Source organism: Isoptericola sp. GX10416, from assembly GCF_056590155.1.
Map to the genome: position 1 here is coordinate 24,027 of NZ_JBWPVO010000017.1, position 23,464 is coordinate 47,490.

A 23,464-nucleotide genomic window follows, 5' to 3' on the forward strand; every position below is an offset into this window, starting at 1 on the left:
TGACACCCGCTAGCTCACCAGTCGTCGGTCCTCTCGGACGGACGCGTTCGCCAGCAGGTCGGCGGCGGCCTTCTCGATCGGCTCGAGCAGCGCGGACTGGAGCTGCGCGACGTCGGCCCGGTACCGCTGCTCGTGCGCCAGCACGTCCTGCGCCCGTCCGGCCAGAGCCATGCCCAGGTCCGCGCGGTCGACGTCGAACGCCCACTCCGGCCGACCGACGTCCTCGAGGAAGTACCGCATCTTCGGGTGCGAGACGATGCTGAGGATCGGCGTGCCCAGGCCGAAGGGGATCATCGAGGCGTGGCCGCGCATGCCGACCACCAGGCTGGCGCGCCGGTAGTGCGCGAATCCCTGCTCCGGGGACATGAGGTTCAGCCGGTCCACGGGCAGCTCGCGGCCGTGCTGCGCCGCAAGGTCCCGCACGAACCGCTCGTCCCCCGGTAGGTGCGAGGCGAACCGGACCTCGGCGCCCGATGCCGAGACCTGCCCGATGAAGGATTCCATCTGCGCGAGGAACGTCTCGTAGCCGCCACCGAACCGGCGCGACGACCGGTCGTAGGCGGCGTTCACCAGCACCCGGCCGGTCCCGACCTCGACCGGCGGGAGGCCCGGGCGGATGCGCTGCAGGACCGTCGTCGGGCACGGGACGAACCGCACCTTGTCCTGCAGGTGGGAGGGAAGCATCTCGCGCACGCGGTCGACGGACCCGTGGTTGCGCAGGCCGAGGAACTGGGCTCGTTCGGTGAACGCCTCCAGACTCGAGCGGAACAGGTCACCGTGGAACCGCTGCCCTGCGAAGAGGTTGAGGCCGACGGCGTACGCCGCGAACGGGACGTCGAGACGCTCGAGCATCGCCCGCGGGACGTTCCACTGCCATCCGGAGCTGCCGTTGGGCGAGGTGTCTGGCAGGAACAGGCCGCCGCCACCGACCACGAGAGCCCGTTGTGCGTTGGTCAGCTCGAGGCGCTCCTCGTCGAAGACCTGGTGCACGTGTACGGGGAGCCAGTCGACGGGTCCCGCTGCCTCGACGAACGCCGCCCTGACGGCGAGCGGCAGAGCCAGGTCGCCGAAGTTGCCACCGTCGGAGACGTAGAACGCGGCGTGCGCGACACCTCCGGTGGGTGCCGTCTCCGGCGCGGGCGTGATCGGAGCCCGGACGCGGCGCAGGACCGCGTGTGCCGCCGCGTTGCCCGGGTTGGCCCGCACGGCGTGCGTCGCGTGCTCGACGCCGCGCTCGTACCGGTGCCGGATCCAGGCGATCTGCGCCCGTTCGGTCTCGGCCCGGCTCACGAGGAAGTCGTCCTTGTGCAGCAGCGCGAGCACGTCGTCGGCGGCGTCGTACCGACTCGTCGCCCGCAGCACCCGGGAGAGGAGGAAGACGTACCGCGGGTTCGCGAGGACGCCGGGCCGCGCCGCCAGCTCGGCGAGGACCTCGAGCGCTCCCTCGTGGTCGGCGTCCTGGGCGAGATCGTCCGCACGGCCGAGCAGCTCGGAGAAGGTCGCTTCGGCGGCGGTCATGCGGCAGTCCTCGTCTTCATCGAGATGACATGAGAGTCGGTGGCGGCCGCGTGGGCCATGATCCACTCCTGCTCGGCCCGGGAGTCGTGCCCGGACGAGTGCGGGATGCTCTGCGCTCCGTCGACGCGCAGCATCCCGGAGCGGTAGAAGTCGAACCCGACCAGGTCGACGACGGGGCACACGTCCAGGTGCAGCAGCAGGCGGAGCATGTTGAAGCCGGCCGTCGGCAGCTTGAACGGGTCGTCCTCGCCGATCAGGCCCAGGCTCGGCGCCGGCCACCGCAGGCTGAGATCACCCAGCATCCGCTGCCGGCCGGGCACGGCCCGGACCTTGACCGACTCCCTCCAGAGCGTCGGCTCCCCCGACACCATGATGCGGACGTCCACCGGGACGTCGAGGTTGAAGTCGTACTTGTGGAACGCCACGTGGACGTCCGTCCGCTCACCGGTGTGGACGGGGTCGATCACGAACGAGTTGAAGCGGATCACGACGTCGTAGGAGTCGATCAGCTCGCCGAGCTCCGCCGTGAGGAGCGCCGGGGAGTTCGCGACGAGTGCCACCGACCTCCCCCGGAGATAGTCGGCGAATCCCTCGACGTCGACCCACTCCGTCTCGGTGACCAGCTCCGGCGGCGCGAGGGCGACGTGCTTGGCCCCGATCCTCGTCCAGGCGTCCATCAGGGGGGTCAGGCCGTCGGTGAGGGCGGCGGCGCTCGAACGGGCGATGAACTCCTCCACGGCCCGGTCGAACGCCCACGACCGCAAGAACTTCGGTGCGAGCCCGACCGCCCGGCGATACGCGGCCGCACCGGGGGCTCCGTCCTGGACTGCGGGGAGATGACCCGGCACCTGCTCGACGAGCCGGCGGACGCGGGCGCGGGCTTTCTCGTCGGCCACCCTCCGTCCGACGGCGTCCGGGTCGCCCCCGCCGCGCCGTTCCGCCACCTCCCAGCACTCCCGCGCGCCAGCCCAGTCGCCTCGCGTCGCGTGGAGCGTGCCCCTCAGGTGCAGCACCTTGGAGTACTCCGGCCGGGACCGCTCCATCACGGCGAGCACCGCGTCGGCGAGGTCGAGACGGCCGGCGTCCACCGCAGCCTCGGCGACGGCGAACGACCGGCTCGCGACGCCCGGCAGGCCCCACCAGCTCGATTCTCCGACGGACAGTCGCAGCCAGAGCCGACTCCCGGACGGCGAGGTCTTCCGCACCTGCCGGGCCAGTTCCTCGCGCGACCGGGCCAGTGCATCCGTCCCACCTCCGGTCTGCTCCAGCGCCAGCTCCCGGAACGCGGCGTTGTCGGCCGCCCGGCGTGCCGGTCCCGAGGTCGGCGCCACCCTCGCCAGCGCGGTCGCCGCACGCTGCCCGACCATGCCCACGACCCGTCGCACCGCGCGCTGCCTGGCGCTCATGCCTCCTCCTTCACGAGAGCCCGGCCGGTGCCGGCACCGTCCGCCACGTCGTCCAGGACACGGGTCCAGCTCTGTCGATATCGGCCTGCCGAGAAGCGGCGGACGACGTCTCGTGCCGCTGTGCTCAGACGCTTCGCCAGGCCGTCGTCGCGCAGGACGGCGACGATCCGGTCGGCGAACGCCTCGACGTCCCCGGCCGGCACCAGGAAGCCGTCCGTCCCGTCGCGGATCACCTCGGCCGGGCCGTAGTTGAGGTCGTAGGCGATGAACGGTGTGCCCACCGCCATGCCCTCGGTCAGCGTGAGCGGCAGGCCCTCGTAGCGGGACGTCATCACGGCGGCGCGGGCCGCGGCGAACGCGCCCAACGGGTCGGCCGTGTGCCCGCGCATATCGACCGCGCCCTCGAGCCCGCGCTCCGAGATCCACCGGCGGACCTCGTCCTCCAGAGGTCCCGACCCGTAGATCTCGAGCCGCGCGTCCGGCACCGTCCTGCGGGCCGCCGCGAAGGCCTCCAGGAGGTGCTCGATCCGCTTCTGCTCGGCCAGACGGCCGATGAAGACCAGGTGTCGGCCTCGAGGCACGGCCGGGCGCTCGCGGGGGGCGGGCACCGCGTGGTGCACGATCTCCAGCGGCAGGTCCCCGTACCGCTCGATGAGGTCCTGCCGCTGACGGCTCGTCAGGCACACCATCGTGCGCACGTTCGTCAGGTCGTCGAAGAGTCCGTCCCAGTGCGGCTTCGTCCCGGCCGTGGCGTCGTACGGTTCGCCGAGGTGGGAGTTGTGCAGGACGCTCACGCCGCGAACCCCGGGGTGCCGCATCCGCCGGAGCGCGCGCTGCCAGACGTTCTCCCCGTCGGCGAAGACGACGACCTGCGCCCAGGCCGCGAACTCGCGGTCCAGCCACCGTGCGAGCACCGTGCCCACGTCGGTGCGCTCCCCCGTGGTGTGCAACGTCGCCGGTGCGGTGCCCAGCGGCGGTTCGTACCCGACGGTCGCCCACCGGTACCGGCCCTCGGCGATGTAGTCCGACCGCAGCCACCGTCCGGTGCCCGGGTCGATCTCGCTGGTCACGACAGGGGCGCCGTCGATGTAGAGCCAGTTCTCGGTACGGCGACCGTGCTCGTCGTACAGGCTCACGCGTCGCGTGCGACGTCCGTTGCGGGACGTCACCTCCTGGCGGCGCACGACGCCGTCCACCGAGGTCTCGACGACGCGACGGGACTCGTCCGTCTCGACATGGCGGATCAGCGAGACCCCCCGCCCCAGCACGGCTGCCGGTGCCAGCGGTGCCCTCTTGCCGGCCTCCTGCAGGTCCTGCCACGAGGGCGCCTCGTGCAGGTAGGCGTGGACATGGAGTGCGGGGTCGAGCAGCCCTGCCTGCCGTGCCATGGCGACGTCACGCTCGTTGACGACCCCGGTGACGACCAGGTGGCTGGACCAACCGCTCCGCGCGAACATCCCGGCACGCTCCAGGACGGCCCTGGCTCCGCCCGCGATCCGGGCGTCCAGGCTGCGGACGAAATGGACGACAGCCGTATCTTGTCGAGGCACGGCGTGAGCGTAACCAGGCCAGACGTCACCGAAGCAGCAGTTCGGCGACCGTGGGGCGAGTCGCCGACCACTGTTCGCCCGAGGGGCACCTGCGGTTCATCCGCACGTCATCGGCCCGGCCGGCGTGCCCCCGTCAGGTCGGGTCAGAGGGCCCGTGCCTCCGGCTCCAGCAGCACCGGGATCCCGTCCCGGACCGGGTAGGCGAGCGGGCGCTGCGCATCGGTGGAGTGCAGCTCGGGCTCGCCGTCGGGCCCGACGGCGTCGACGAGCTCCGCGCCCGTCACCGGGCAGCGCAGCACCGAGCGCACCCACGGGTCCATCCAGGGCGTTCCGGTCTCGCTCATGCGTCCTTCTCCTCCCGCACGAGCGACAGGACGTCGTCGCGCAGCTTGATCATGATGTCTTCGTCGGCCGCCTCGACGTTGAGCCGGAGCAGGGGTTCGGTGTTGGAGGCACGCAGGTTGAACCACCACCGCGGGTGCTGACCGTCCCAGTGGGAGACGGTCATGCCGTCGAGGGTGTCCACGACCGCCTCGGGGTAGGCGCGCGTGTAGACCTCGCGCACGCGCTCGGCCGCCTCGGCGACGTCGGTCACGGTGGAGTTGATCTCCCCGGAGGCGGCATAGGGCGTGTACATCTCGGCCAGCGCGGACAGCGGGTGCGGCTGGCTGCCGAGGGCAGCCAGGACGTGCAGCGCGGCCAGCATGCCGGTGTCGGCGAACCAGAAGTCGCGGAAGTAGTAGTGCGCCGAGTGCTCCCCGCCGAACACCGCGTCGTGGGAGGCCATCTCGGCCTTGATGAACGAGTGCCCCACCCGGGTGCGCACCAGGCGAGCATCGGTGGCGCCGAGCAGGTCCGGCACCGCGCGCGACGTGATGAGGTTGTGGATGATCGTCGGGGTGCGGCCCGCGGCCAGCTCACGGGTGATCTCACGCATCCCGACCAGCGCCGTGACCGCCGACGGCGAGACGGCACCGCCGCGCTCGTCGACCACGAAGCAGCGGTCCGCGTCACCGTCGAACGCCAGACCGACGTCGGCCTCGTGCGCCACCACCGCGGCCTGCAGGTCGACCAGGTTCGCCGGCTCCAGCGGGTTGGCCTCGTGGTTCGGGAAGGTGCCGTCCAGCTCGAAGTACAACGGCACGATCTCCAGCGGCAGCGCGGGCAGACCCGCCGCGGTGCCCAGCACCGCCGGGACGGTCAGCCCCGCCATCCCGTTGCCCGCATCGACGACCACCTTCAGCGGCCGCACCGTCGTGACGTCCACCAAGCCCCGCAGGAACGCGGCATACTCGGCCAGCAGGTCGACGTCGCCGATCACGCCCGGCGTCGTCTCGGCGCCGTCGGGCCCGGCAGCACCGTCGAGGATCTCCTCGGCCCGGGTGCGCACCTGCGCCAGCCCCGAGTCCTGCCCCACCGGTCGTGCCCCGACCCGGCACAGCTTGATCCCGTTGTACCGCGCCGGGTTGTGCGACGCGGTGAACATCGCCCCCGGCGCGTCCATCGACCCCGACGCGAAGTACAGACCGTCGGTCGAGCAGAGGCCGATACGCACCACGTCCACACCCTGCGACGTCACACCCTGGGCGAACGCCTCGACCAGACCAGGGCCCGACTCACGCATGTCATGACCTACCACGACCCGCGAGGCACCCTCCGGCGCCACCACCTCGCGCGCGAACGCCTCGCCGATCGCCCGCGCCACGGTCGGCGAGAGCTCCTGGGGGACCACGCCACGCACGTCGTACGCCTTGATGATGCTCGAAAGATCGGTCACACCGGACAGCCTACGGCGCACCGGCAGCGGCAACCCGCCGCGAGCCGGCCGTCCGTGGCAGGCTTCACCCCTCCGGGTCCGCCGTCCTGTGGTTGGCTGAGGCCGTGACCGCGCTGCATCTGCTCGACAACTCGCTGCGGCGCTACGACTGGGGCTCGCCGACGCGTATCCCCGCGCTCCTCGGGACGGTCCCCGACGGGCGGCCGGTGGCTGAGCTGTGGCTCGGCGCCCACCACAGCGCCCCGAGCCGGGCGGGCGGTGTGCCGCTGCACGAGCTCGTCCGGTCGGCGCCGGACGCGATGCTCGGACGGCAGGTCTCCGACCGGTTCGGCCCGCGGCTGCCGTTCCTGCTCAAGATCCTCGCTGCCGACCGTGCGCTGTCCCTGCAGGTGCACCCCAGGCCGCACCTCGCCCGTGCGGGATTCAACCGGGAGAACCGCCTCGGCATCGCCCCCGGCTCCCCCGAGCGTTCCTTCCACGACGACCAGCACAAGCCCGAGATGGTCGTCGCCCTCACCGAGTTCGACGGCCTCGCCGGCTTCCGCACCCCGCGGACGGTCCTGGACCTCCTGGCGGGGCTCGACGGCCCCCTGGTCGCCCAGATGCGCACCGCGCTGGAGACGGACCGCTCCCCCGCCGGCGTCCGGTCGGCCTTCACCCACCTGCTCTCGGCCCGCACCTCGGCACAGTGCCCCGGCGAGGTGGCGACCACCGTCGAGGCCGTACGCGACCGCCTGGCGTCCGGGTCGCCGTCGGCCCGGGCGGACGCCACGGTGCTGGCGCTCGCCGAGCAGCATCCCGGCGACCCGGGCGTGCTCGCCTCGCTGCTGCTCAACCGGGTCACCCTGGACCCCGGTGAGGCGCTGTTCCTGCCCCCGGGCGAGGTGCACGCCTACCTCTCGGGCCTCGCGGTGGAGGTCATGGCCTCGAGCGACAACGTGCTGCGCGCCGGCCTGACGACCAAGCGGGTGGACAGTGAGGCACTGCTGGAGTGCGCGTCGTTCGCGCCGCGACCGCCTGCCGTCCCCGAGCGCACCACGTCGGGCGCCCAGGGGGGCGTGCACACCTACCGCGCGCCGGTGACCGAGTTCGCGCTCACCCTGGCCGACGTCGCCGGAGGTGCGGACCTGCCGGGCTCCGGTCCGCGCGTCGTCCTGACCCTGGACGGCGAGGTCGAGCTGCACGCAGCGGCCGTGCCGCGCCCGACGCCGCTGTCCCGCGGCGGGTCGGTGTTCGTGCCGCACGACGCGGGCGCCCTGCGGGTCTCGGGCCGGGGGCACGTCGTCTGCGCCTGGGTCCCCTGATCTCGACAGCGCAACGGTCACGGTTGGCGATCGCCGAAGCTGCGGAGGGCTAGGCTCAGCCCGTCCGCACCCGTAGTGCGAGGTCAGGTCGACACCGTGAGAGGCGTAACCCCAACAGTGATCCCCCGACGAGCCCACCGTGCGGTCGCCCGGCTCTGGCACCGTGTTCCCTCTGTCCGGCGGCGCGACACTGAGATCGCACGCCAGCGCGAACAGGTCGAAAAGCTGCGCGCAGAGGTCGAAAAGCTCCGCGAACATGTCGAACAGCTGCGCACTCAACGCGCCGAGCTGCGGACCCGACGTCAGCAGCTGCGAGAGCAGGCCGAGCGCCTGCGCTCCCAGCGCGATTCAGCCCGCGAACGAGCGGGACGGTTCGAGAAGCGGGAGACGGAGCTCGTCGACGCGCTCACCACGGCGCGCTCCCGGCTCGATGCGGCACGGGCCATGGATCGAGGCCGCGATCGCTCTGACGCAGAGCCCTCGTTCCGGCGCATGCTCCTGTGCCAACGTCGGCTCCTCGACCAGCAAGCACCCGGCTCACCGCGCGACGGGATCGTGGACAAGGCCCGCATGCAGGTGCTCGCACATCTCCACGGTGTGGCGACACCGGGCGTGCTCGCATCGTGGCCCGACGTGGATCTGATCGACCTGACCGGCCTGCCGGACCAGTTCGTGTTGAAGTCCGCTGGTGGAGCGACATCTCGCGCCGTCTGGCCCCTTGCCCGGCGCACTGATGATCGCTTCTCGGTCATCACCACCGATGAACTGGTCACCACGGCACAACTGCAGGAACGATTGCGCGATCAAGTGGCACAGAACGGCCGGCGTCGCCTCTACGACCACGTACGGCCGCCCTACTTCGTGGAGACCCTGCTGCATGGCATGGACGGGAGCCCGATTCCCGACGACGTCAAGTTCTACATGTTCTTCGGCCAGGTCGGGCACGTGCTTCTCCGCCGCGCCGACAAGCACGGACGCACCTCGACCGCGCGATACCGCTACCTGTCCGCCGACGGGGAGGATCTTGGTGCACTGACCACCGATCGCGTCGTCGACCCGGCGATCCCGGTGCCTGACTCGTTGCCGCAGATGCTCGAGGCCGCACGACGACTCTCACTGGCGACGCGGTTGCCGTTCGTCCGCGTCGATCTCTACGAGACCCCCGAAGGTCCCGTCTTCGGGGAGTTCACCCCCGCACCGGGTGGTAGCCAGGTCTACACCGCGGAGCATGATCGGTTCCTCGGTCAGCTCTGGGAGGATGCCCAGACCCGCCTCGACATCGAGGTTGCTGCGGGTATGCCGTTCCGCCACGACGACGAGCCGGAGCAGCCCACCACCTGACGCGTTGAAATCAGTCCGGCTCGGCGCGCAGCACGCGCAGGTGGCCCCGGCGGGCGGTCTCCGTGACGTTCGGCTCGGCGGGCGACGGCGCGGCGTCGGTCCGGCGGCCGCGGCCGGCCTCACGCACGGCCTCGGCGAGCGCCGAGAGGTCGTCCTTGGACGGCGGCGGGACGGCGAACTCCGGCTGCAGCCGGACGACCTCCCAGCCGCGGGGCGCCGTCAACCGCTCGGCGTGCACGGAGCACAGGTCGTAGCTGTGGGGCTCGGCGTGCTGCGCGAGCGGTCCGAGCACCGCGGTGGAGTCCGCGTAGACGTACGTGAGGGTCGCCACAGCAGCCTCCGTGCATGCCGTGCGCGAGCACTGCCTGGTCGATCTCACGCCGGGAGAATACTTCCGGGTGCGCCCTCCCCGCTCCAGGCGCGCCGGTCGTGGCTACGCTCGGACGGTGAGCAGCTTCGACCTGACGCCCCCGCGCGACTCCCCCGCTCCCCGTGGCCTGCGCCGTCGCGACCGCCGGGGCCGCGGCATCCGTGGCCCGCTGATGCCACCGGGGGCGCCCGCGCGCCGGACCCGCGCCGAGCGGTTCGACGACCTGGTGCTGGACGCGCTCGCTCGCGTGGAGAGGTCCTGGCCGGCGGTGAGCGGCACCGAGCTCGCCGTGGAGGACGTCCCGCCGTCGGACCCGGCGCCGTGGGAGTCCGGCGGGGTGCCGCTGGGCCGGCTCTTCCCCGCGGAGGCGGGCCAGCCGGCACGGATCGTCGTCTACCGGCGGCCGGTCGAGTCACGTGCCATGGACGTCGAGGACCTCGCGGTGCTGGTGCACGAGGTCGTCGTCGAGCAGGTGGCACATCTGCTGGCGCGGACGCCGGAGGAGATCGACCCCGGCTTCGGGGCGCGCTGAACGGATCGGGCGCCCGTCCCGGGTCGCCCGTCAGGTCACCACGCGTCGACCCGCCGCACGGCGACGCCGCCCGGCGCGACGACCGTGGGCGTCGGGTCGAGCGTCGCGACGAGCGCGTCGGCCGTCTGCGCGGCATCCGCTGCGGCCAGGCGTACCGACCAGACCAGGGCCGCGTCACCGGCCGCCTCTGCCTCCACGGTGACCGCGGTGACGGCCTCGACGTCCGCGACGGGCAGCTCGACGGTGCCGCCGACCGGCACGGTGACCTCCTGCTCGGCCGCCACCGTGCCGTCCTGGTCCAGGCCGCGCACCGTGGCGACCACGTCGCCGGAGGGAGCGTCGTCGACCCCTCGGTCCGCCGGGACGCCCGCGAGCACGAGCGTCGCGCCGTCGGCGCCACGGGGCAGCGCGACCTGGCCGGACGTCGGTTCGTCCGGCGCGCCGAGCGTCCGGCCGGCGCTCCACGCCACGTCGTACGGCGTGCCGTCGACCACGGCGTCCTCGTCCAGAGCGCCGGGCACGGCGAAGCGTGCTGCCCCGACCACCGGGACGTCCGCGTCCACCACCACGGTGTAGGGCCCCGGTTCCAGGCCGCCCAGGGGGACGCCGACGACGTCATCGGCGGCGAGGGCGACCCGCTCCGCCCCGCGCAGGGTCACCCGTCCGTCCGGGCCGTAGACGCGCACGTCGGCGGTGCCGGCACCCTCCGGCGCCAGCAGCCACATGGTCGCGGCATGCTCGTCGTCGGCCGCCTCGCCGCGGCTGACCACGCCACTGACGCTCAGCGTGTCGGCCGGCTCGGCGCCCGCCTGGACGAGGTCCGTCCCCGCGGGCAGCAGACCGTCGATGCCCTGGCTCTGCAGGGACGTGGTCACCCGCGCGCCGGTGGCCTGCACGTGCACGGCGAGTCTGCGCTGCTCGGGGGCGAGCGAGTCGAGGCGCGTCACGACCTGCTCCCCCGGCGCCACGGTGAACGCCGACTGACCACCCACGGCGACACGCCCGGACGGGCCGAACACCTCGAGCGCGACCGACGCCGGCCGAGGGCTGGGGTTCTGCACCGCGAGCAGCGCGCTGGCCCCCACCTCGCTGCTGCCGCCCACCAGCCAGTGCGAGGTGCTGGGCGTGGCGCAGGACGCGGCGGCGAGCCCGCGCAGGTCGCCCGCCGTCGTCAGCGACGCCACCGCGGCGGAGGTCCGCAGCGGGTCGGCCGCCGAGGGCTGCGCGTGCAGCACCCGCACCTCGTCGGCCGGCCCGGACGTCACCGCCGCACCGGCACCCTCGGTCAGTGGCTCGTCGCCCGAGCCGTCCAGCGCCGTGAGGCCAGGAAGGTCCGTGGCGCCGCCGACGGCGGCACCGAGCGTGGTCTGTGTGCGCACCGGTGCGGCGTCGAACTCCTCGTCGCCGACGTCGGCGCCGTCCGGGAGCCGGACCGGCGGCGGGCACACCGACAACCGCTCCGCGGGCTCGACCGGGACCTCCCGCGTGCCGGCGTCGAGCGCTGCCTGGGTCGCACCCGTCCACCGGCCCACCCACTGGTCGCCGACGGCGGCGGTCGCGCCCAGCACGCCCACGACGGCGAGGCCGGAGACGACGGCGACGGTCGCGCGTCCTGCGCGCACGAGCCGGCTCATCGGAGCCTCCGGCGGGCGACGGGCAGCGCGAGCAGCACGTAGGCGACGAGCACCAGACCGGCGACGGCGAACCAGGGCGGTCGCGAGGACGCCTCGTGGGCCACGGTGACGTGTCCTGCCTCACCGCCCAGCTCGAAGGCCTGCCGGCCGTCCACCTCGACCGCGGTGAGCCGACGGCCGTCCAGCTCGGCCCGCCACCACGGACCGGCCGTCTCGGCGAGGACGAGGACGCGGTCGCCGGGGCCGTCCCCGACGCGGTCGTCGACGGCGGTGCCGTCCGCCGCGAGAGTACGTCCCGGTGCCTCGACGGCGCCCTCGTCGGGCACGTCGTCGAGCACGGAGGCCCAGCCCGGTGGCGGGACGTCCTCGATGCCGACCCGCCACAGCAGCACGGCGCCCTCCGTGACCCGAGCCAGCCCGGGCACGAGGTCGAGCGTGGTCACCAGCTCGGGGTCGCCCTCCGGCGGGAGCTGGACCGCGCCGACCCCCAGCGCGGACAGCCGGGCCGCGAGGTCGGGGGCCCGGCCGACGGCGACCTGGGCGACGAGCTCGTCCAGCCCGGCGACGTCGTCGCGGGCCGGGCCGGGCGCGAGACCGGCGTCCCGGGCCCGCACGACGACGGACGAGTCGAGCAGGCTCGAGCCGTCCGCGTGCAGCAGCGTGTAGTCGACGACGCCGTCCGTGCGGTCGAGCTGGAGCACCCGGGCCGCACGCGGCGGCGACTGCATCTGCTGCCCGACAGCCGGGACGACGGCCGCGTCGGTGACCTGCAGGTCGGCCACCGAGTCGGCGCCCTGCGCCTCGTCCAGCCACCACACGGCCAGGCCGCCGACGGGCAGGACGAGCGCGAGCGCGGCCAGCGCGCCGACGCCGACCCGCCGGGTGCGGCCTTCCCCGGGAGCGGGTGCGGCGGCCAGCGCGGCGAGCCCGAGCCCGAGCAGCAGCACGGACAGCCCTGCCCCGGGCCAGCCGTGGACGGCGGCGCTCATCCCGTCCGCGGCCTGGCCGGAGGCGACCGTCGTGCCGGCGGCCAGCAGCGCGGCGACGAGGCCGACGACGGCGAGCGCGATGCCGAGCCGTGAGGCCACGACGCGGCGGCGCACGAGCAGCCCGACGACCGCGAGCGCCAGCACGCCCGCGCCGAGGAGCCACGGGCCGGCAGCCAGCACCAGCGCGAGCGGGCCGTCGTCCGGCGCGGTCCCCGCGAGCCACGGCGTGGGCGCCGTGGGGTGGCCGAGGAGCAGCATGAGCCCGTCCGGCGAGGGTGTCGGCAACGGCACCCCCGGTTCGGCGAGCAGCGGACGCCACCCGCCCTCCGACCAGGTCGCCACGGCGTGCCACCAGAACGGCAGCGGCACGACCACGGCTGGCAGGAGCACGAGCAGCAGGCGCCGCCACTGCCGCCACGCGACGGCGATCCCGCCGACCACGGCCACGACGGCCACCGGGAGCAGCACGGGGGCCGCGCTGACGGCGACGGCGAGGAGCAGGCCCGCAGCGGCGGCGGCACCGAGCGAGCCGCGCCGTGCGGCGGGCGGTCCTACCGCGTCACGGGCGTGGGCACCGACGGCGCGGGCCACCGCGACAAGCACCCACGGCAGGGTCAGGTGGGCGAGCAGCGCGCCGACCCGTCCCGTCCCGAGGCTCTCCAGGAAGCCTGGCGCGGCCGTCCAGACCAGCGCGGCGGCTGCCCGGGCCCAGGCCGAGCGGGTCACCACTCCGGCGGCGAACCAGCCGCCCAGCGCCGCGAGCGGGAGCGCCGCCACGACCAGCGCGTTCACGACGAGCTGCGCGCTGCCGCCGGTGACGGCGGTCAGGAACGCGAGGACGAGGAGCACCGGGTCGGCGGGTGCGCCGGTCCCGAGACCGTCGCGCACCCAGCCGGAGGTGGCGGCCTCGACCGCCGTGGCGAGGTCGGCGGGCGCGGGCAGGAGCGCACCGCCGACGACGCGGCCGCCGTCGGCGAGGACGCCTTGCCACGGCCCGAACGCCGCGCCGGCCACCGCGACGGCGGCGAGCAGGACCAGCGCGAGCGCCGTCCGACGGCGGCGGGCCAGCCCGCGCAGCTCGTGGCGCTCCAGGTCGCTCGGCTGCCAGACGACCCGCTGGGCCTCGGTGCGGGCGAGGCGGGCGTCCCGGCGTTCGGCCACGACCTGCCGCCAGCTCGCCCGCAGGGGGCGCAGGACCCGCCGGGGCTGGGTGCGGGTCCGGGCGGCGCGCCGTCGTCCCCGGACCCACGGCACCACCCGCAGGACGGTGACGATCGGGGCGACGAGCTCGTCCCGGGCCTGCGCGGGGCGCTTGAGGGCGAGACGGTAGGCCGCGGCGAAGGGCGCCCACACCAGCATGGCCACGGCCGCGACCGGCAGGAGCGGCAACGGGACACCGACGAGGCGCGCGTACAGCTGGCTGCGCCGCCGGGCGTACGCGGACGCCGTGGCCCCGGCGGGGACACGGTTGCCCCGCAGTCCGCGCAAGGAGGCCTGCGCGTGGTGCACGACGGCGTCCGGCACCACCACGACGCGGTGCCCGGCCAGGCGTGCACGGCGGCAGAGGTCGAGGCTGTCGCCGAACCTGCCGAGCTCGGGGTCGGTGCCCGCGAGCGTGGTCCACACGCTGCGCCGCACCAGCGCCCCGGCGAGCCCGACCGCCAGCACGTCCTCACGGGCGTCGTGCTGACCCTGGTCGATCTCGGTGTCGTCGAGCCCGGTCATCCGCCGGCCCAGGGGCGAGACGGTGTAGCCGACCTCGACGAGCAGCCCGGGGCGTTCCGGGTCGGGTGCGGCCTGCGGCCCGTCGTCCTCGACGTGCCACCGACGCTGCTTGCACCCGGCGACGGCGACGGCGGCCGAGTGCTCGACGGCGCGCAGCAGCCGGCCCAGCGCGTCGGGTGCCGGGACCGAGTCGTCGTGCAGGATCCACAGCCAGGTGGACGGCGGGAGGTCGGTCACAGCGAGGGCATGGTCCACCGCCTCGCCGAGCGTGCGTGCTCCCGCACCGCCGACGAACCGGCGCCCGCCCATGCGCAGGTCGGTGTGGCTCGCGGTGGACTCGGTCGTGTCGACGTCGACCACGACCACGTCCTCCGGCGCGCGGTCCTGTGCGGCGACGGCGTCGAGCGTCGCCTGCAGGAAGCGGGTGCGGCCCTGGGTGACGACCACGGTCGTGACGGTGACCGCGACACGGCCGGTCCCGCCCCGGGACGTCGTCGTGTCGAGGGCCGCGCCGTCGGTCGCGTCCTCGTCGTGCCGGGGTGCCTGGGTCAGGTGCGGAGCAGTCATCCTGTCCGCCATGATGCGGCGCGCAAGGCGGACCGCGTGGGATATCCGTCAGACGGCGCGCCGCTTCAGCTTGCGACGCTCCCTCTCCGACAGCCCGCCCCAGATCCCGAACCTCTCGTCGTTCTCGAGCGCGTAGTCCAGGCACTCGGACCGGACCTCGCAGGATGCGCAGACCTTCTTGGCCTCGCGCGTCGACCCGCCCTTCTCAGGGAAGAATGCTTCCGGGTCGGTCTGGGCGCACAGAGCTCGTTCCTGCCACCCCAGCAGGGTCGCGTCGTCCTCGACGACGTCCTGGCCGAACAGCGGCAGGACCGGTGCGACCCGGTCCGGCTCGCTCATCACATCAGACGGGAAGGCCTCGTCCCCGTCGAGCAAGTTCCACATGGCGTGCCCCTCCATGCCGTTCTGTCGGAAACTGCATACCTGGAATTACACGCGTGTCTTTCCGGGTCGTCAAGCCGAAATGTGCTAAGCCGCCAAACTGCACGTCGTGTTCACAACTGTCTGAGGTGCACTTGAGGTGCGCCTGAGGCGCGCGGCTGCTCGTAGGCTGACGCCGTGAGCACTCCACCCAGCACCGTCACCGACCTCCTCGAGCGCCTCGTCGCCACCGGCGGACGACCTGCCCTGACCTGGTACGGCGACGACGGCGAACGCATCGAGCTGTCCGGGGCGGTCCTCGGCAACTGGGTCTCCAAGACCGTCAACCTGCTCGTCGAGGAGTTCGACGCCGGGCCGGGCACCGACGTCGTGGTCGACCTGCCGGTCGGTTGGCGCCAGACCGTGTGGGCGCTGGCGGCCGCACGGTGCGCCGCCGCCGTGGTGCTGCGCGACCCGGACGCCGACGCCGCGGACGCGGACGCACCCGACGTGGTGGTGACCTCCCGGCCCGATCGCTGGGCGGGCACGACCGCCGAGCTTGTGGCCGTCGCCCTGCCCGCGTTGGCCCGCCGGTTCGACGGCGACCTGCCGCCGGAGGCGATCGACGCCGCCGCCGCGGTCATGACCTACGGCGACGCCATCGGGTTCGACCCCGCGGCCGGGCGACCCGCACCGCTCTCGGCGCTCCCGGGTGCCGACGGCGCGGCCGGTGCCGGGGACGACGCCGGGCGCGCGCTGGTCCGCGGCGCGGGAACCGTGCGCCGCGTGCTCGGCGAGACCGTCGACGTGTGGGCACGCGGCGGGTCCGTGGTGCTCACCTCAGCCGCCACCGCCCGCGAGCTCGCCCAGGACGCGTCCCGGCTCGAGCGGCTGGTCACCTCGGAGCAGATCACCCGGTCCTGACCGCTCAGCTGCGCCCGAGCGCGCGATAGCGCCAGCCCGCCGCCTCCCAGGCCGCGCGATCCAGCGCCTGCCGGCCGTCGAGCACCGTCCGGCCGGCGACGAGCTCGCCGACCCGCACCGGGTCGAGGTCGCGGAACTGGCGCCACTCGGTCAGCAAGAGGACGACGTCGGCGCCCCGCAGCGCCTCGTCCACGTCCTCGGTGCAGGCGAGCTGCGGCGCGCGCAGGCGGGCCGTCGGGACGGCCTGGGGATCGGTGACCACGACGTCCGCACCCGCCTCGTGCAGCCGCGTCGCGACCTCGAGGGCGGGCGAGTCGCGCACGTCGTCGCTCTCCGGCTTGAAGGCTGCACCCAGCACCGCCACGCGACGGCCCACCACCGAACCACCGAGCATCTCGGCCGTCAGCTCGACCATCCGCTCACGACGTCGGCCGTTGATGCGATCGACCTCCCCGAGGAAGGCGACCGCCTCGCCGGCGCCGAGCTCCTCGGCACGGGCCGTGAACGCGCGGATGTCCTTCGGCAGGCAACCACCCCCGAAGCCCAGCCCCGCATTGAGGAACTGCCGCCCGATCCGCACGTCGTGCCCGATCGCGTCCGCGAGCTGGGTCACGTCACCACCGGCGACCTCGCACAGCTCGGCCATCGCGTTGATGAACGAGATCTTGGTGGCCAGGAACGAGTTCGCCGCGACCTTCACCAGCTCCGCCGTCGGGTAGTCCGTGACGATCCGCGGCATCCCGTCTGCCAGCGGGACGGCGTAGACCTCGTCCAGCAGCCGCGAGGCCCGTTCCCCCGCCTCGCCGTCGGGCACCCCGTAGACGATCCGGTCCGGGTGCAGCGTGTCGTCGACCGCGTGGCCCTCCCGGAGGAACTCCGGGTTCCACGCCAGGACGGCACCGGGCACGGCGGCCGAGACGACCCCGGCGAGGCGCCCCGCGGTCCCGACCGGCACGGTCGACTTGCCCACGACGACGTCCCCCACCGCCAGGTGCGGCAGCAGCGACTCGACGGCCGCGTCCACGTACCGCAGGTCCGCGGCGGACGACCCGGCAGCCTGCGGGGTACCCACGCACACGAAGTGCACCGCGCAGCCGGCCGCCGCCCCGACGTCGGTACCCACCCGCAGACGGCCGCTGCGCATGGCGTCGACGAGGAGCTCGTCGAAGCCCGGTTCGTAGAAGGGTGCCTTGCCGAGCGCCAGGGCACCGACCTTCTCCGGATCGACGTCCACACCGACGACGTCGTGGCCCGATGCCGCGAGCGCCGCCGCATGGACCGCACCGAGATAGCCCAGCCCGATCACCGAGATCCGCATGCTGGCGAGTCTAGGGACACCCGGTTGCGTCCGGGCGGCCAGGGCGGGTGAACCCGCTGGCGTGCGCGTGAACACTCCGCCGACCCAACCGGACGGACCCGACATGCCGACCACATCCGGACCGGTCCGATGTCGCCCTGCGCAACCACTCGGCCGAACGTAGCGTGCGCTGTGTGAACCGTCACCCTCTCTCCAGGACCCGGTCTGCACTCGCCACCGGAGTCGTCGGACTGCTCTCCTTCGCCCTCCTCGTGCCGCCGGGTGCGCAGGCCGCGCCCGCCGCCGACGCTGCGCCCGCGGCCGCTGCGCCCGCGGCCGTCGAGGCGGCCGACGGGACCGCCGAGGACCCGGCCGCCGCGAGACCCGTGACGCCCGAGTCCGAGGAGGCGGAGTTCGTCCCGGCCGAGGATGTGGCCACAGGCGACGGCGAGGCTGAGGGCGGGGCCGACTCCGACGAGGTCGTCCCCCTGCTCGCCCTCGAGGCCGAGCCCCAGGTCGCGACGGCCGACGCCACCGGCTTCGCCGTCGTCGGCGTCACGTGGTCCGGCGACGTCGCCGAGGGCGCCATCGTCGTGGAGGTGCGGACCAGCGCGGACCCCGAAGCACCGGCCGACGGCGACGCCGGCTGGGACGCCTGGGAGGAGGTCTCGGCAGAGCCCGCGCCCGACGGCACGCTCGACGGCACCGAACCCGTCGTCGTCGGCGACGTGGCACGCGTCCAGGCACGGGTCTCCGGCACGGAGCCGGTGCACGACCTGAAGCTCACCGTCGTCGACCCCGGCACGTCCCCCGCGGACGACGACGTGCCCACCCCGCCCGAGGGCGTCTCGCCCGGTGGCGCGTCCGTCGCTGCGGTGAGCGCCGTGACCCCGCGGCCGTCCATCAACTCGCGCAAGGCGTGGGGCGCCAACGAGAAGATGATGACCTGGAAGCCCAAGCGGGGTTCGATCCGCGCGGCGACGATCCACCACACCGCCGGCACCAACAACTACTCGAAGTCCAAGGTGCCGGCCATCATCCGCGGGATCTACGCCTACCACGCCAAGACGCGGGGCTGGGGCGACATCGGCTACAACTTCCTCGTCGACAAGTACGGACGCATCTGGGAAGGGCGCTCCGGAGGAGTCACCAAGCAGACCATCGGTGGCCACGCCCTCGGCTACAACACGAACACCACGGGCATCTCGGTGCTCGGCAACTACGAGAACGCGACGGTCTCCAAGTCCGCCGTCAGCGCCGTCGTCAGCCTGGCCGCCTGGAAGCTCTCGCTGCACGGCGTCCGCGCGAAGGGGTCCGTGAAGATCAACGGCACCCGCGAGCAACGCATCCACGGGCACCGGAACGTCGCGCAGACCGCCTGCCCGGGCCGCACGCTCTACAAGAAGCTGGGCGAGATCCGCCGCCGCGCGACCGCCGCGCAGGAGCGAGCCGCAGCCAGGCAGTTCCAGGGCAACATCCCTGACGGGAGCTTCATCCGGAACCCCGGCGGCAAGGTCGCGCTCGTGGAGAACGGCCGCAAGCACCTGGCGTACTGCTCCGTGGTCAAGCACTACGGCGAGCGGTGCAGCAGCGCGCGCAAGGTGAGCAGCACGACGTGGAAGGGCCTCATCAAGAGCAGCCGCCTGCAGCGCACCGTCCGGAGCAACGGCCGACTCTTCTGGATCGGCACCGGCAGCAAGCGCGAAGCCTTCGACACCGCCTCGCTCCGGCGCGCCAAGAAATCCTCCTCTTCGGTGTCCCTGCATCCCGACGCGCTCAGGAGGCTCCCGTACGGCAACCCGATCGTTCGCCCGGGCGTCATCGTCACCAACCGCAGCAACGGCAACGACCGGCTCATCATCAACGGCCGCAAGCACAGCGGGAAGATCGGCAACTACCTGCAGAAGAACACGCCCCTCGGCGACCTCGACCGCGGCTACCTGGACCGCGGCAGCATGGCCCGGCTGCCGAACATCGGCAAGACGACGGGCGTCGTCGAGGGCAAGAACGGCCGTTCGTTCCTGTTGACGACGCGCGGACTCGCACGGACCGACGGCACCGGGAAGTTCCGGTCGTCGACGAAGAGCCAGGACTGGCGCAAGGCGCTCAAGTCCGAGGTGCCGCGTTCCGGCGGTTGGAGCCGCGTCGTGGCCGTGCGCCAGAACGGCAAGAGCCAGATCTACATCCTGCGCAACGGCGTGCTCCGGCCCGTGTCGAAGGCTCGTGCCCGCCAGGTCAACGGAGGGTCGATGCCCAAGGTGCACGTCATCCTCAAGGTCACCAAGAAGCAGTTCTCGGTGGGTTCGCGGCTCTGACCCTCACAGTTCCTCTACCGCATCGGACCTGGGGGACCGCAGCACCGACGTCCAAGGCATCTATGCTCACCTATCGTGAACCACACGCCTGCCCGCCACGTCGCGCCACGGGACGAACCGTCCCGCGGGCCGGCGCACGCCCGGACGCTGCGACGGCACTCGCTCGTGCGCGCCGTCGGGATGGTGGCGACCGCGGCCGTCGCCTTCGCGGGCGTCGGGGCCGCGACGGCGGCCGTCAAGCTCACGGGGAACATCCAGACCGTCGACGCCGACGCCGCACTGGGCTCGGACCGCCCCGAGGTCGTCGTCCCTGAGGACCCGTCCGCGGGGTCGCCCCTCAACGTCCTGCTGCTCGGCTCGGACTCCCGCGGGGGCGACAACGCCGGCGTGGTCGACGACGGCACGGACGGTGCCCGGTCCGACACCACGATGATCATGCACATCTCCGCCGACCGGTCCCGCGTGGAGCTGATGTCGATCCCGCGCGACACGACGATCGACGTCCCCGCGTGTCCCACGTCCTCCGGCGGGGAGACCGCGCCGCTGTACGGGACGAAGTTCAACGGAGCCTTCGCCCAGGGCGTCATGACCGGCGGCGACGTCGAGTCCGGCGCCCTGTGCACGATGAAGACGATCGAGACGATCTCCGACGTGCGCATGGACGGGTTCATCGTCGTCGACTTTGCCGGGTTCGAGAAGATGATCGAGGCGCTCGGCGGCGTCGAGATGTGCATCCCGAACGACATCTCGTCGAAGAAGGCGGACAACCTCGTGCTGTCCGCGGGCACGCAGAAGCTCGACGGCGAGACCGCGCTGAAGTACGCCCGTGCCCGGACCGGCCAGGGGCTCGGCGACGGCTCCGACATCGGCCGGATCGGCCGCCAGCAGGAGCTCATGGCCGCCCTCGCGCGCACCGTCCTCGGCCAGAACCTGCTCACCGACTCCCCGCAGCTCCTGCAGTTCCTCGGAGCCGTGACCGACTCGCTCACGATGAGCAGCAACCTCGGCTCGATCCAAGGACTCGCCGGGCTGGCGTACAGCGCCCGCGGCCTGCGACCTGACACGATCGCCTTCATGACGGTCCCGTGGCAGTACGACCCGTCGAACCCCAACAACGTGGTGCTCACCGACGATGCGGTGACGGTGTTCGACAACCTCAAGCACGACCGTCCACTGAGCGACGTGATCGAGGAGGAGCCGGCGGACGAGGAGAGCGCAGCCGGCAAGGACGGCTCGACCGACGACGAGTCCGCGAACGACGCGGCGGACGAGGACGACACGGCGAACGACACGACCGACGGGTCCGGCGAGCAGCCGGCCGACGAGAACGAGGACGCCACGGACGCCGAGCCGGAGCCGGAACCCACCGAGACCCGTGAGGCCGGCGCCGAAGCCTTCACGGGCGCCGACGTCACCTCGGTCTGCGGGTGATCTCGTGACGGACGAGCGACGCATCCCCCCGAGCTTCACGCCCACCGGCGGCCACAGCTCGCGCCCCCAGCAGACCGGCGACGCCATCTCGGTCGGCGGCGCCGGCTCCGCCCGGCCACGTCCCGGCGGCCGCGTGGGACGCCGTGACGACGCCGTGCCGATGGAGTCGCGCGAGCCCCGCGTCCGCCGGCAGTCGTCGCGCGAGATCCCCGTGACGCCGCAGGCACCGCAACGCCGGTCCGCGGCGCCCTCGCGGCAGCCGCAGTCGTACGCCCCCGCCGTCGGCAGCTCGCGGACCAATGCACCGCGGCCTGCGGGGCAGCCCGCCGCCCGACGACCCGCCGGCGACTCCGGGACACGCGTCATGCCTGCCCGGCAGCGTCCGCCGGCAGCCGCCGCCACGCCCGCCGCAGCACGCGGCAACGGTGGCGGGTCGGGGCGCGGCCCCTCCGGACCCGGGCGGAACCGTCCGGGCGGGTTCCGGGTGCGCAAGCGTCGGGTCGCCGGGCTCGCGTTCCTCCTCGTCCTGGTGCTGCTCCTCGCCTGGCCGATCGGCCTCATCATCTGGGCCGACGGGCAGATCCAGCACACCGACGCCCTCTCGGACGCCGAGGGGACGCCGGGGACCACGTACCTGCTCGCCGGGTCCGACGCCCGCGGCTCGGGCGGCGTCGACGACGGCACCTCCGGCGCTCGCACCGACACGATCATGGTGCTGCACAAGCCGCGGAGCGGCCCGACCGCGCTCATCTCCATCCCTCGCGACACCTACGCCGAGATCCCCGGCGAGGGCATGAACAAGGTGAACGCCGCCTACGCCTGGGGCGGCGCGCCCCTGCTCGTGCGGACCGTCGAGGCTCTCAGCGGCCTCACCGTGGACCACTACGCCGAGGTCGGGTTCGGCAGCCTCGAGGAGATCGTGGACGCCGTCGGCGGCGTCGAGCTCTGCCTCGACTACGACGTCGACGACCCGAAGTCCGAGCTGGTCTGGGAGGCAGGATGCCACCAGTCCGACGGCGCCACCGCGCTCGCCTTCTCCCGCATGCGGTACTCGGACCCCAAGGGCGACATCGGGCGGGGCGAGCGGCAGCAGCAGGTGATCGCCGGCATCGCCGACACGGCCGTGCAGCCGAGCGTGCTCCTCAACCCGATCGACCAGGTCCAGCTCGTCGGCGCCGGGACGGACGCCCTGGTGGTCGACCAGAAGACGGGTTTGTTCAACCTGGGACGGCTCGCTCTCGCCTTCAAGGGGGCGACCGGTCCCGAAGGGGTCACGGGCACGCCGCCGATCGCCAACCCCGGCTACAACCCGGGTGGCGGCGTCGGCTCGACCGTCCTGCTCGCCGAGGACGCCGACCAGTTCTGGGCGGACCTTCGCGACGGAAACCTCGAGCCGGGTTCGACGGTCGGCGGTCTCTGACCCCGCCGAGGTAGTAGGACAACGGCCGAGGTAGGAGCGCTCGTTCCAGTGGGCGAGACGTTGTCCACAGGGGCGCGCAAGGGACCTGTGGTTTCGCTACGGTGTCGTGGATGTCGCCGTCGACTCCCCTGGTGAAGGAACCCTTGATGTCCCGTGCCACCATCCTCGGTGCGGCCGCGCTGGTCGCGCTGCTGCTCGCCGGATGCACCACCGCCGAACCCGCACCCACAGAGCCAGGGACGACGGCGGAGGCCACCTCGAGCCCGTCGCCCTCGCCCGTCGAGTCCTCACCCGCTCCGGTCGTGATCGCTCCCGAGCGGCCCGCCGAGATGGATGACGACGGCTACCAGGGTGCCGAGGCCGCCGCGAAGTACTTCCTCAGCCTCGACGACCACATGATGAAGACAGGCGACACCGCCGAATGGGAGGCGATGTCGCACGAGGAATGCAGCACGTGCACCAAGCGGCTCGAACAGGCCCGGACCATCGCCGAGAACGGGGATGAATTTCATGGCGGCGAAATGACCGTGGAGATCCTGCACACCTACGAGCAAGATGAACCCACCGGCATCTGGCCCATCGACATCAGTGTGGAAGTCGAACCAGTCACCATCACTAATCAGGAAGGTGACGAAGTGTTCAGCGAGGACGCTGTGGTTGCCGAACAGCGCATCGAAGTGACCCACCAGCGCGATCGTTGGGTCATCGTCAACGTGGTCGGCGCCGAGCATCTCGATCGGGACGACGCATGAACGCTGTTCGACTCGCAACCCTCTGTTTTTCGCTCGCACTGAGCGCGACACCCGCACCACCAGCGCCCTCGACTCTCCATCGCCGTCTTCGCCTCCGGGCTATCAGGGCTACGTCGACGACGAGAGCAACACCGCGCACGTCGGCGGCGTCGGCGAGGGCGCCAACCCCGCGACGTCCGAGGACGACGGCCCCCGCGACCGCTACTTCCGCACCGACACCCACACCTGCAACATCGCCACCACCGCGGACGG

General features: G+C 73.1%; 18 protein-coding genes. 8 read left to right on the forward strand and 10 right to left on the reverse strand.

Annotated elements, in window-relative coordinates; translation table 11 throughout:
• Positions 1-9 precede the first annotated feature (9 nt).
• The 5 genes from ACWAT2_RS18000 to ACWAT2_RS18020 form a co-directional block, all read right to left on the reverse strand.
• A complete protein-coding gene (locus tag ACWAT2_RS18000) occupies positions 10-1,518 on the reverse strand; it encodes a polysaccharide pyruvyl transferase family protein (protein ID WP_402377863.1) in 1,509 nt (502 codons plus the stop codon).
• Positions 1,515-2,924 (reverse strand): glycosyltransferase family 29 protein, encoded by a 1,410-nt coding sequence (locus tag ACWAT2_RS18005; RefSeq protein ID WP_402377865.1) that lies wholly within the window; start codon positions 2,922-2,924, stop codon positions 1,515-1,517. Before ACWAT2_RS18005 ends, ACWAT2_RS18000 begins: the two co-directional genes overlap by 4 nt.
• Positions 2,921-4,474 carry a glycosyltransferase gene (locus tag ACWAT2_RS18010; protein ID WP_402377868.1) on the reverse strand — a complete coding sequence of 518 codons (1,554 nt, stop codon included), beginning with the start codon at positions 4,472-4,474 and terminating at the stop codon, positions 2,921-2,923. Before ACWAT2_RS18010 ends, ACWAT2_RS18005 begins: the two co-directional genes overlap by 4 nt.
• A gap of 143 nt (positions 4,475-4,617) precedes the next feature.
• Positions 4,618-4,818, reverse strand: a complete 201-nt coding sequence (locus ACWAT2_RS18015) for a Trm112 family protein (protein ID WP_402377871.1) — start codon at positions 4,816-4,818, stop codon at positions 4,618-4,620.
• Positions 4,815-6,260 (reverse strand): phosphomannomutase/phosphoglucomutase, encoded by a 1,446-nt coding sequence (locus tag ACWAT2_RS18020; RefSeq protein WP_402377915.1) that lies wholly within the window; start codon positions 6,258-6,260, stop codon positions 4,815-4,817. Before ACWAT2_RS18020 ends, ACWAT2_RS18015 begins: the two co-directional genes overlap by 4 nt.
• A 95-nt stretch (positions 6,261-6,355) precedes the next feature.
• Between ACWAT2_RS18020 and manA the strand changes: the two genes are divergently transcribed.
• Both manA and ACWAT2_RS18030 read left to right on the forward strand, forming a co-directional pair.
• Positions 6,356-7,555 (forward strand): mannose-6-phosphate isomerase, class I, encoded by a 1,200-nt coding sequence (manA, locus tag ACWAT2_RS18025; RefSeq protein WP_402377874.1) that lies wholly within the window; start codon positions 6,356-6,358, stop codon positions 7,553-7,555.
• Between the two features lie 75 nt (positions 7,556-7,630).
• Positions 7,631-8,896 (forward strand): ATP-grasp fold amidoligase family protein, encoded by a 1,266-nt coding sequence (locus ACWAT2_RS18030; RefSeq protein WP_402377877.1) that lies wholly within the window; start codon positions 7,631-7,633, stop codon positions 8,894-8,896.
• A gap of 10 nt (positions 8,897-8,906) precedes the next feature.
• Here the strand turns inward: ACWAT2_RS18030 and ACWAT2_RS18035 are convergent, their stop codons facing one another.
• Positions 8,907-9,275: a DUF3499 domain-containing protein gene (locus ACWAT2_RS18035; protein ID WP_402377880.1), complete on the reverse strand. Its 369-nt coding sequence runs from the start codon at positions 9,273-9,275 to the stop codon at positions 8,907-8,909.
• Between the two features lie 67 nt (positions 9,276-9,342).
• On the opposite strand from ACWAT2_RS18035, the gene ACWAT2_RS18040 reads away from it, so the two are divergent.
• A complete protein-coding gene (locus tag ACWAT2_RS18040) occupies positions 9,343-9,798 on the forward strand; it encodes a metallopeptidase family protein (protein ID WP_402377883.1) in 456 nt (151 codons plus the stop codon).
• A 35-nt stretch (positions 9,799-9,833) separates the two neighbouring features.
• Here ACWAT2_RS18040 and ACWAT2_RS18045 read toward each other — a convergent pair whose 3' ends face one another.
• The 3 genes from ACWAT2_RS18045 to ACWAT2_RS18055 are packed head-to-tail and all read right to left on the reverse strand — an operon-like array spanning position 9,834 to position 15,097.
• Positions 9,834-11,432 (reverse strand): DUF5719 family protein, encoded by a 1,599-nt coding sequence (locus ACWAT2_RS18045; RefSeq protein WP_402377886.1) that lies wholly within the window; start codon positions 11,430-11,432, stop codon positions 9,834-9,836.
• Complete coding sequence (locus tag ACWAT2_RS18050) at positions 11,429-14,713, reverse strand: glycosyltransferase (protein ID WP_402377889.1); 3,285 nt, start codon at positions 14,711-14,713, stop codon at positions 11,429-11,431. Before ACWAT2_RS18050 ends, ACWAT2_RS18045 begins: the two co-directional genes overlap by 4 nt.
• Positions 14,714-14,761: 48 nt before the next feature.
• Complete coding sequence (locus ACWAT2_RS18055) at positions 14,762-15,097, reverse strand: WhiB family transcriptional regulator (RefSeq protein WP_402377892.1); 336 nt, start codon at positions 15,095-15,097, stop codon at positions 14,762-14,764.
• Positions 15,098-15,271: 174 nt separating this feature from the next.
• Between ACWAT2_RS18055 and ACWAT2_RS18060 the strand changes: the two genes are divergently transcribed.
• Positions 15,272-15,997 carry a TIGR03089 family protein gene (locus ACWAT2_RS18060; protein ID WP_402377895.1) on the forward strand — a complete coding sequence of 242 codons (726 nt, stop codon included), beginning with the start codon at positions 15,272-15,274 and terminating at the stop codon, positions 15,995-15,997.
• A 4-nt stretch (positions 15,998-16,001) separates the two neighbouring features.
• On the opposite strand, the gene ACWAT2_RS18065 is transcribed toward ACWAT2_RS18060, so the two are convergent.
• Entirely contained in the window at positions 16,002-17,315 is a 1,314-nt protein-coding gene (locus tag ACWAT2_RS18065) for a UDP-glucose dehydrogenase family protein (protein WP_402377898.1), read from the reverse strand.
• Between the two features lie 173 nt (positions 17,316-17,488).
• Here ACWAT2_RS18065 and ACWAT2_RS18070 point away from each other — a divergent pair, with 173 nt between their 5' ends.
• From ACWAT2_RS18070 to ACWAT2_RS18085, 4 genes are all read left to right on the forward strand, one after another.
• Entirely contained in the window at positions 17,489-19,609 is a 2,121-nt protein-coding gene (locus tag ACWAT2_RS18070) for a peptidoglycan recognition protein family protein (RefSeq protein ID WP_402377900.1), read from the forward strand.
• Between the two features lie 75 nt (positions 19,610-19,684).
• Positions 19,685-21,040, forward strand: a complete 1,356-nt coding sequence (locus ACWAT2_RS18075; protein WP_402377903.1) for an LCP family protein — start codon at positions 19,685-19,687, stop codon at positions 21,038-21,040.
• Positions 21,041-21,044: 4 nt separating this feature from the next.
• A complete protein-coding gene (locus tag ACWAT2_RS18080) occupies positions 21,045-22,460 on the forward strand; it encodes an LCP family protein (RefSeq protein WP_402377906.1) in 1,416 nt (471 codons plus the stop codon).
• A 146-nt stretch (positions 22,461-22,606) separates the two neighbouring features.
• Complete coding sequence (locus tag ACWAT2_RS18085) at positions 22,607-23,212, forward strand: DUF6318 family protein (protein WP_402377909.1); 606 nt, start codon at positions 22,607-22,609, stop codon at positions 23,210-23,212.
• The last annotated feature ends 252 nt before the right edge of the window (positions 23,213-23,464 follow it).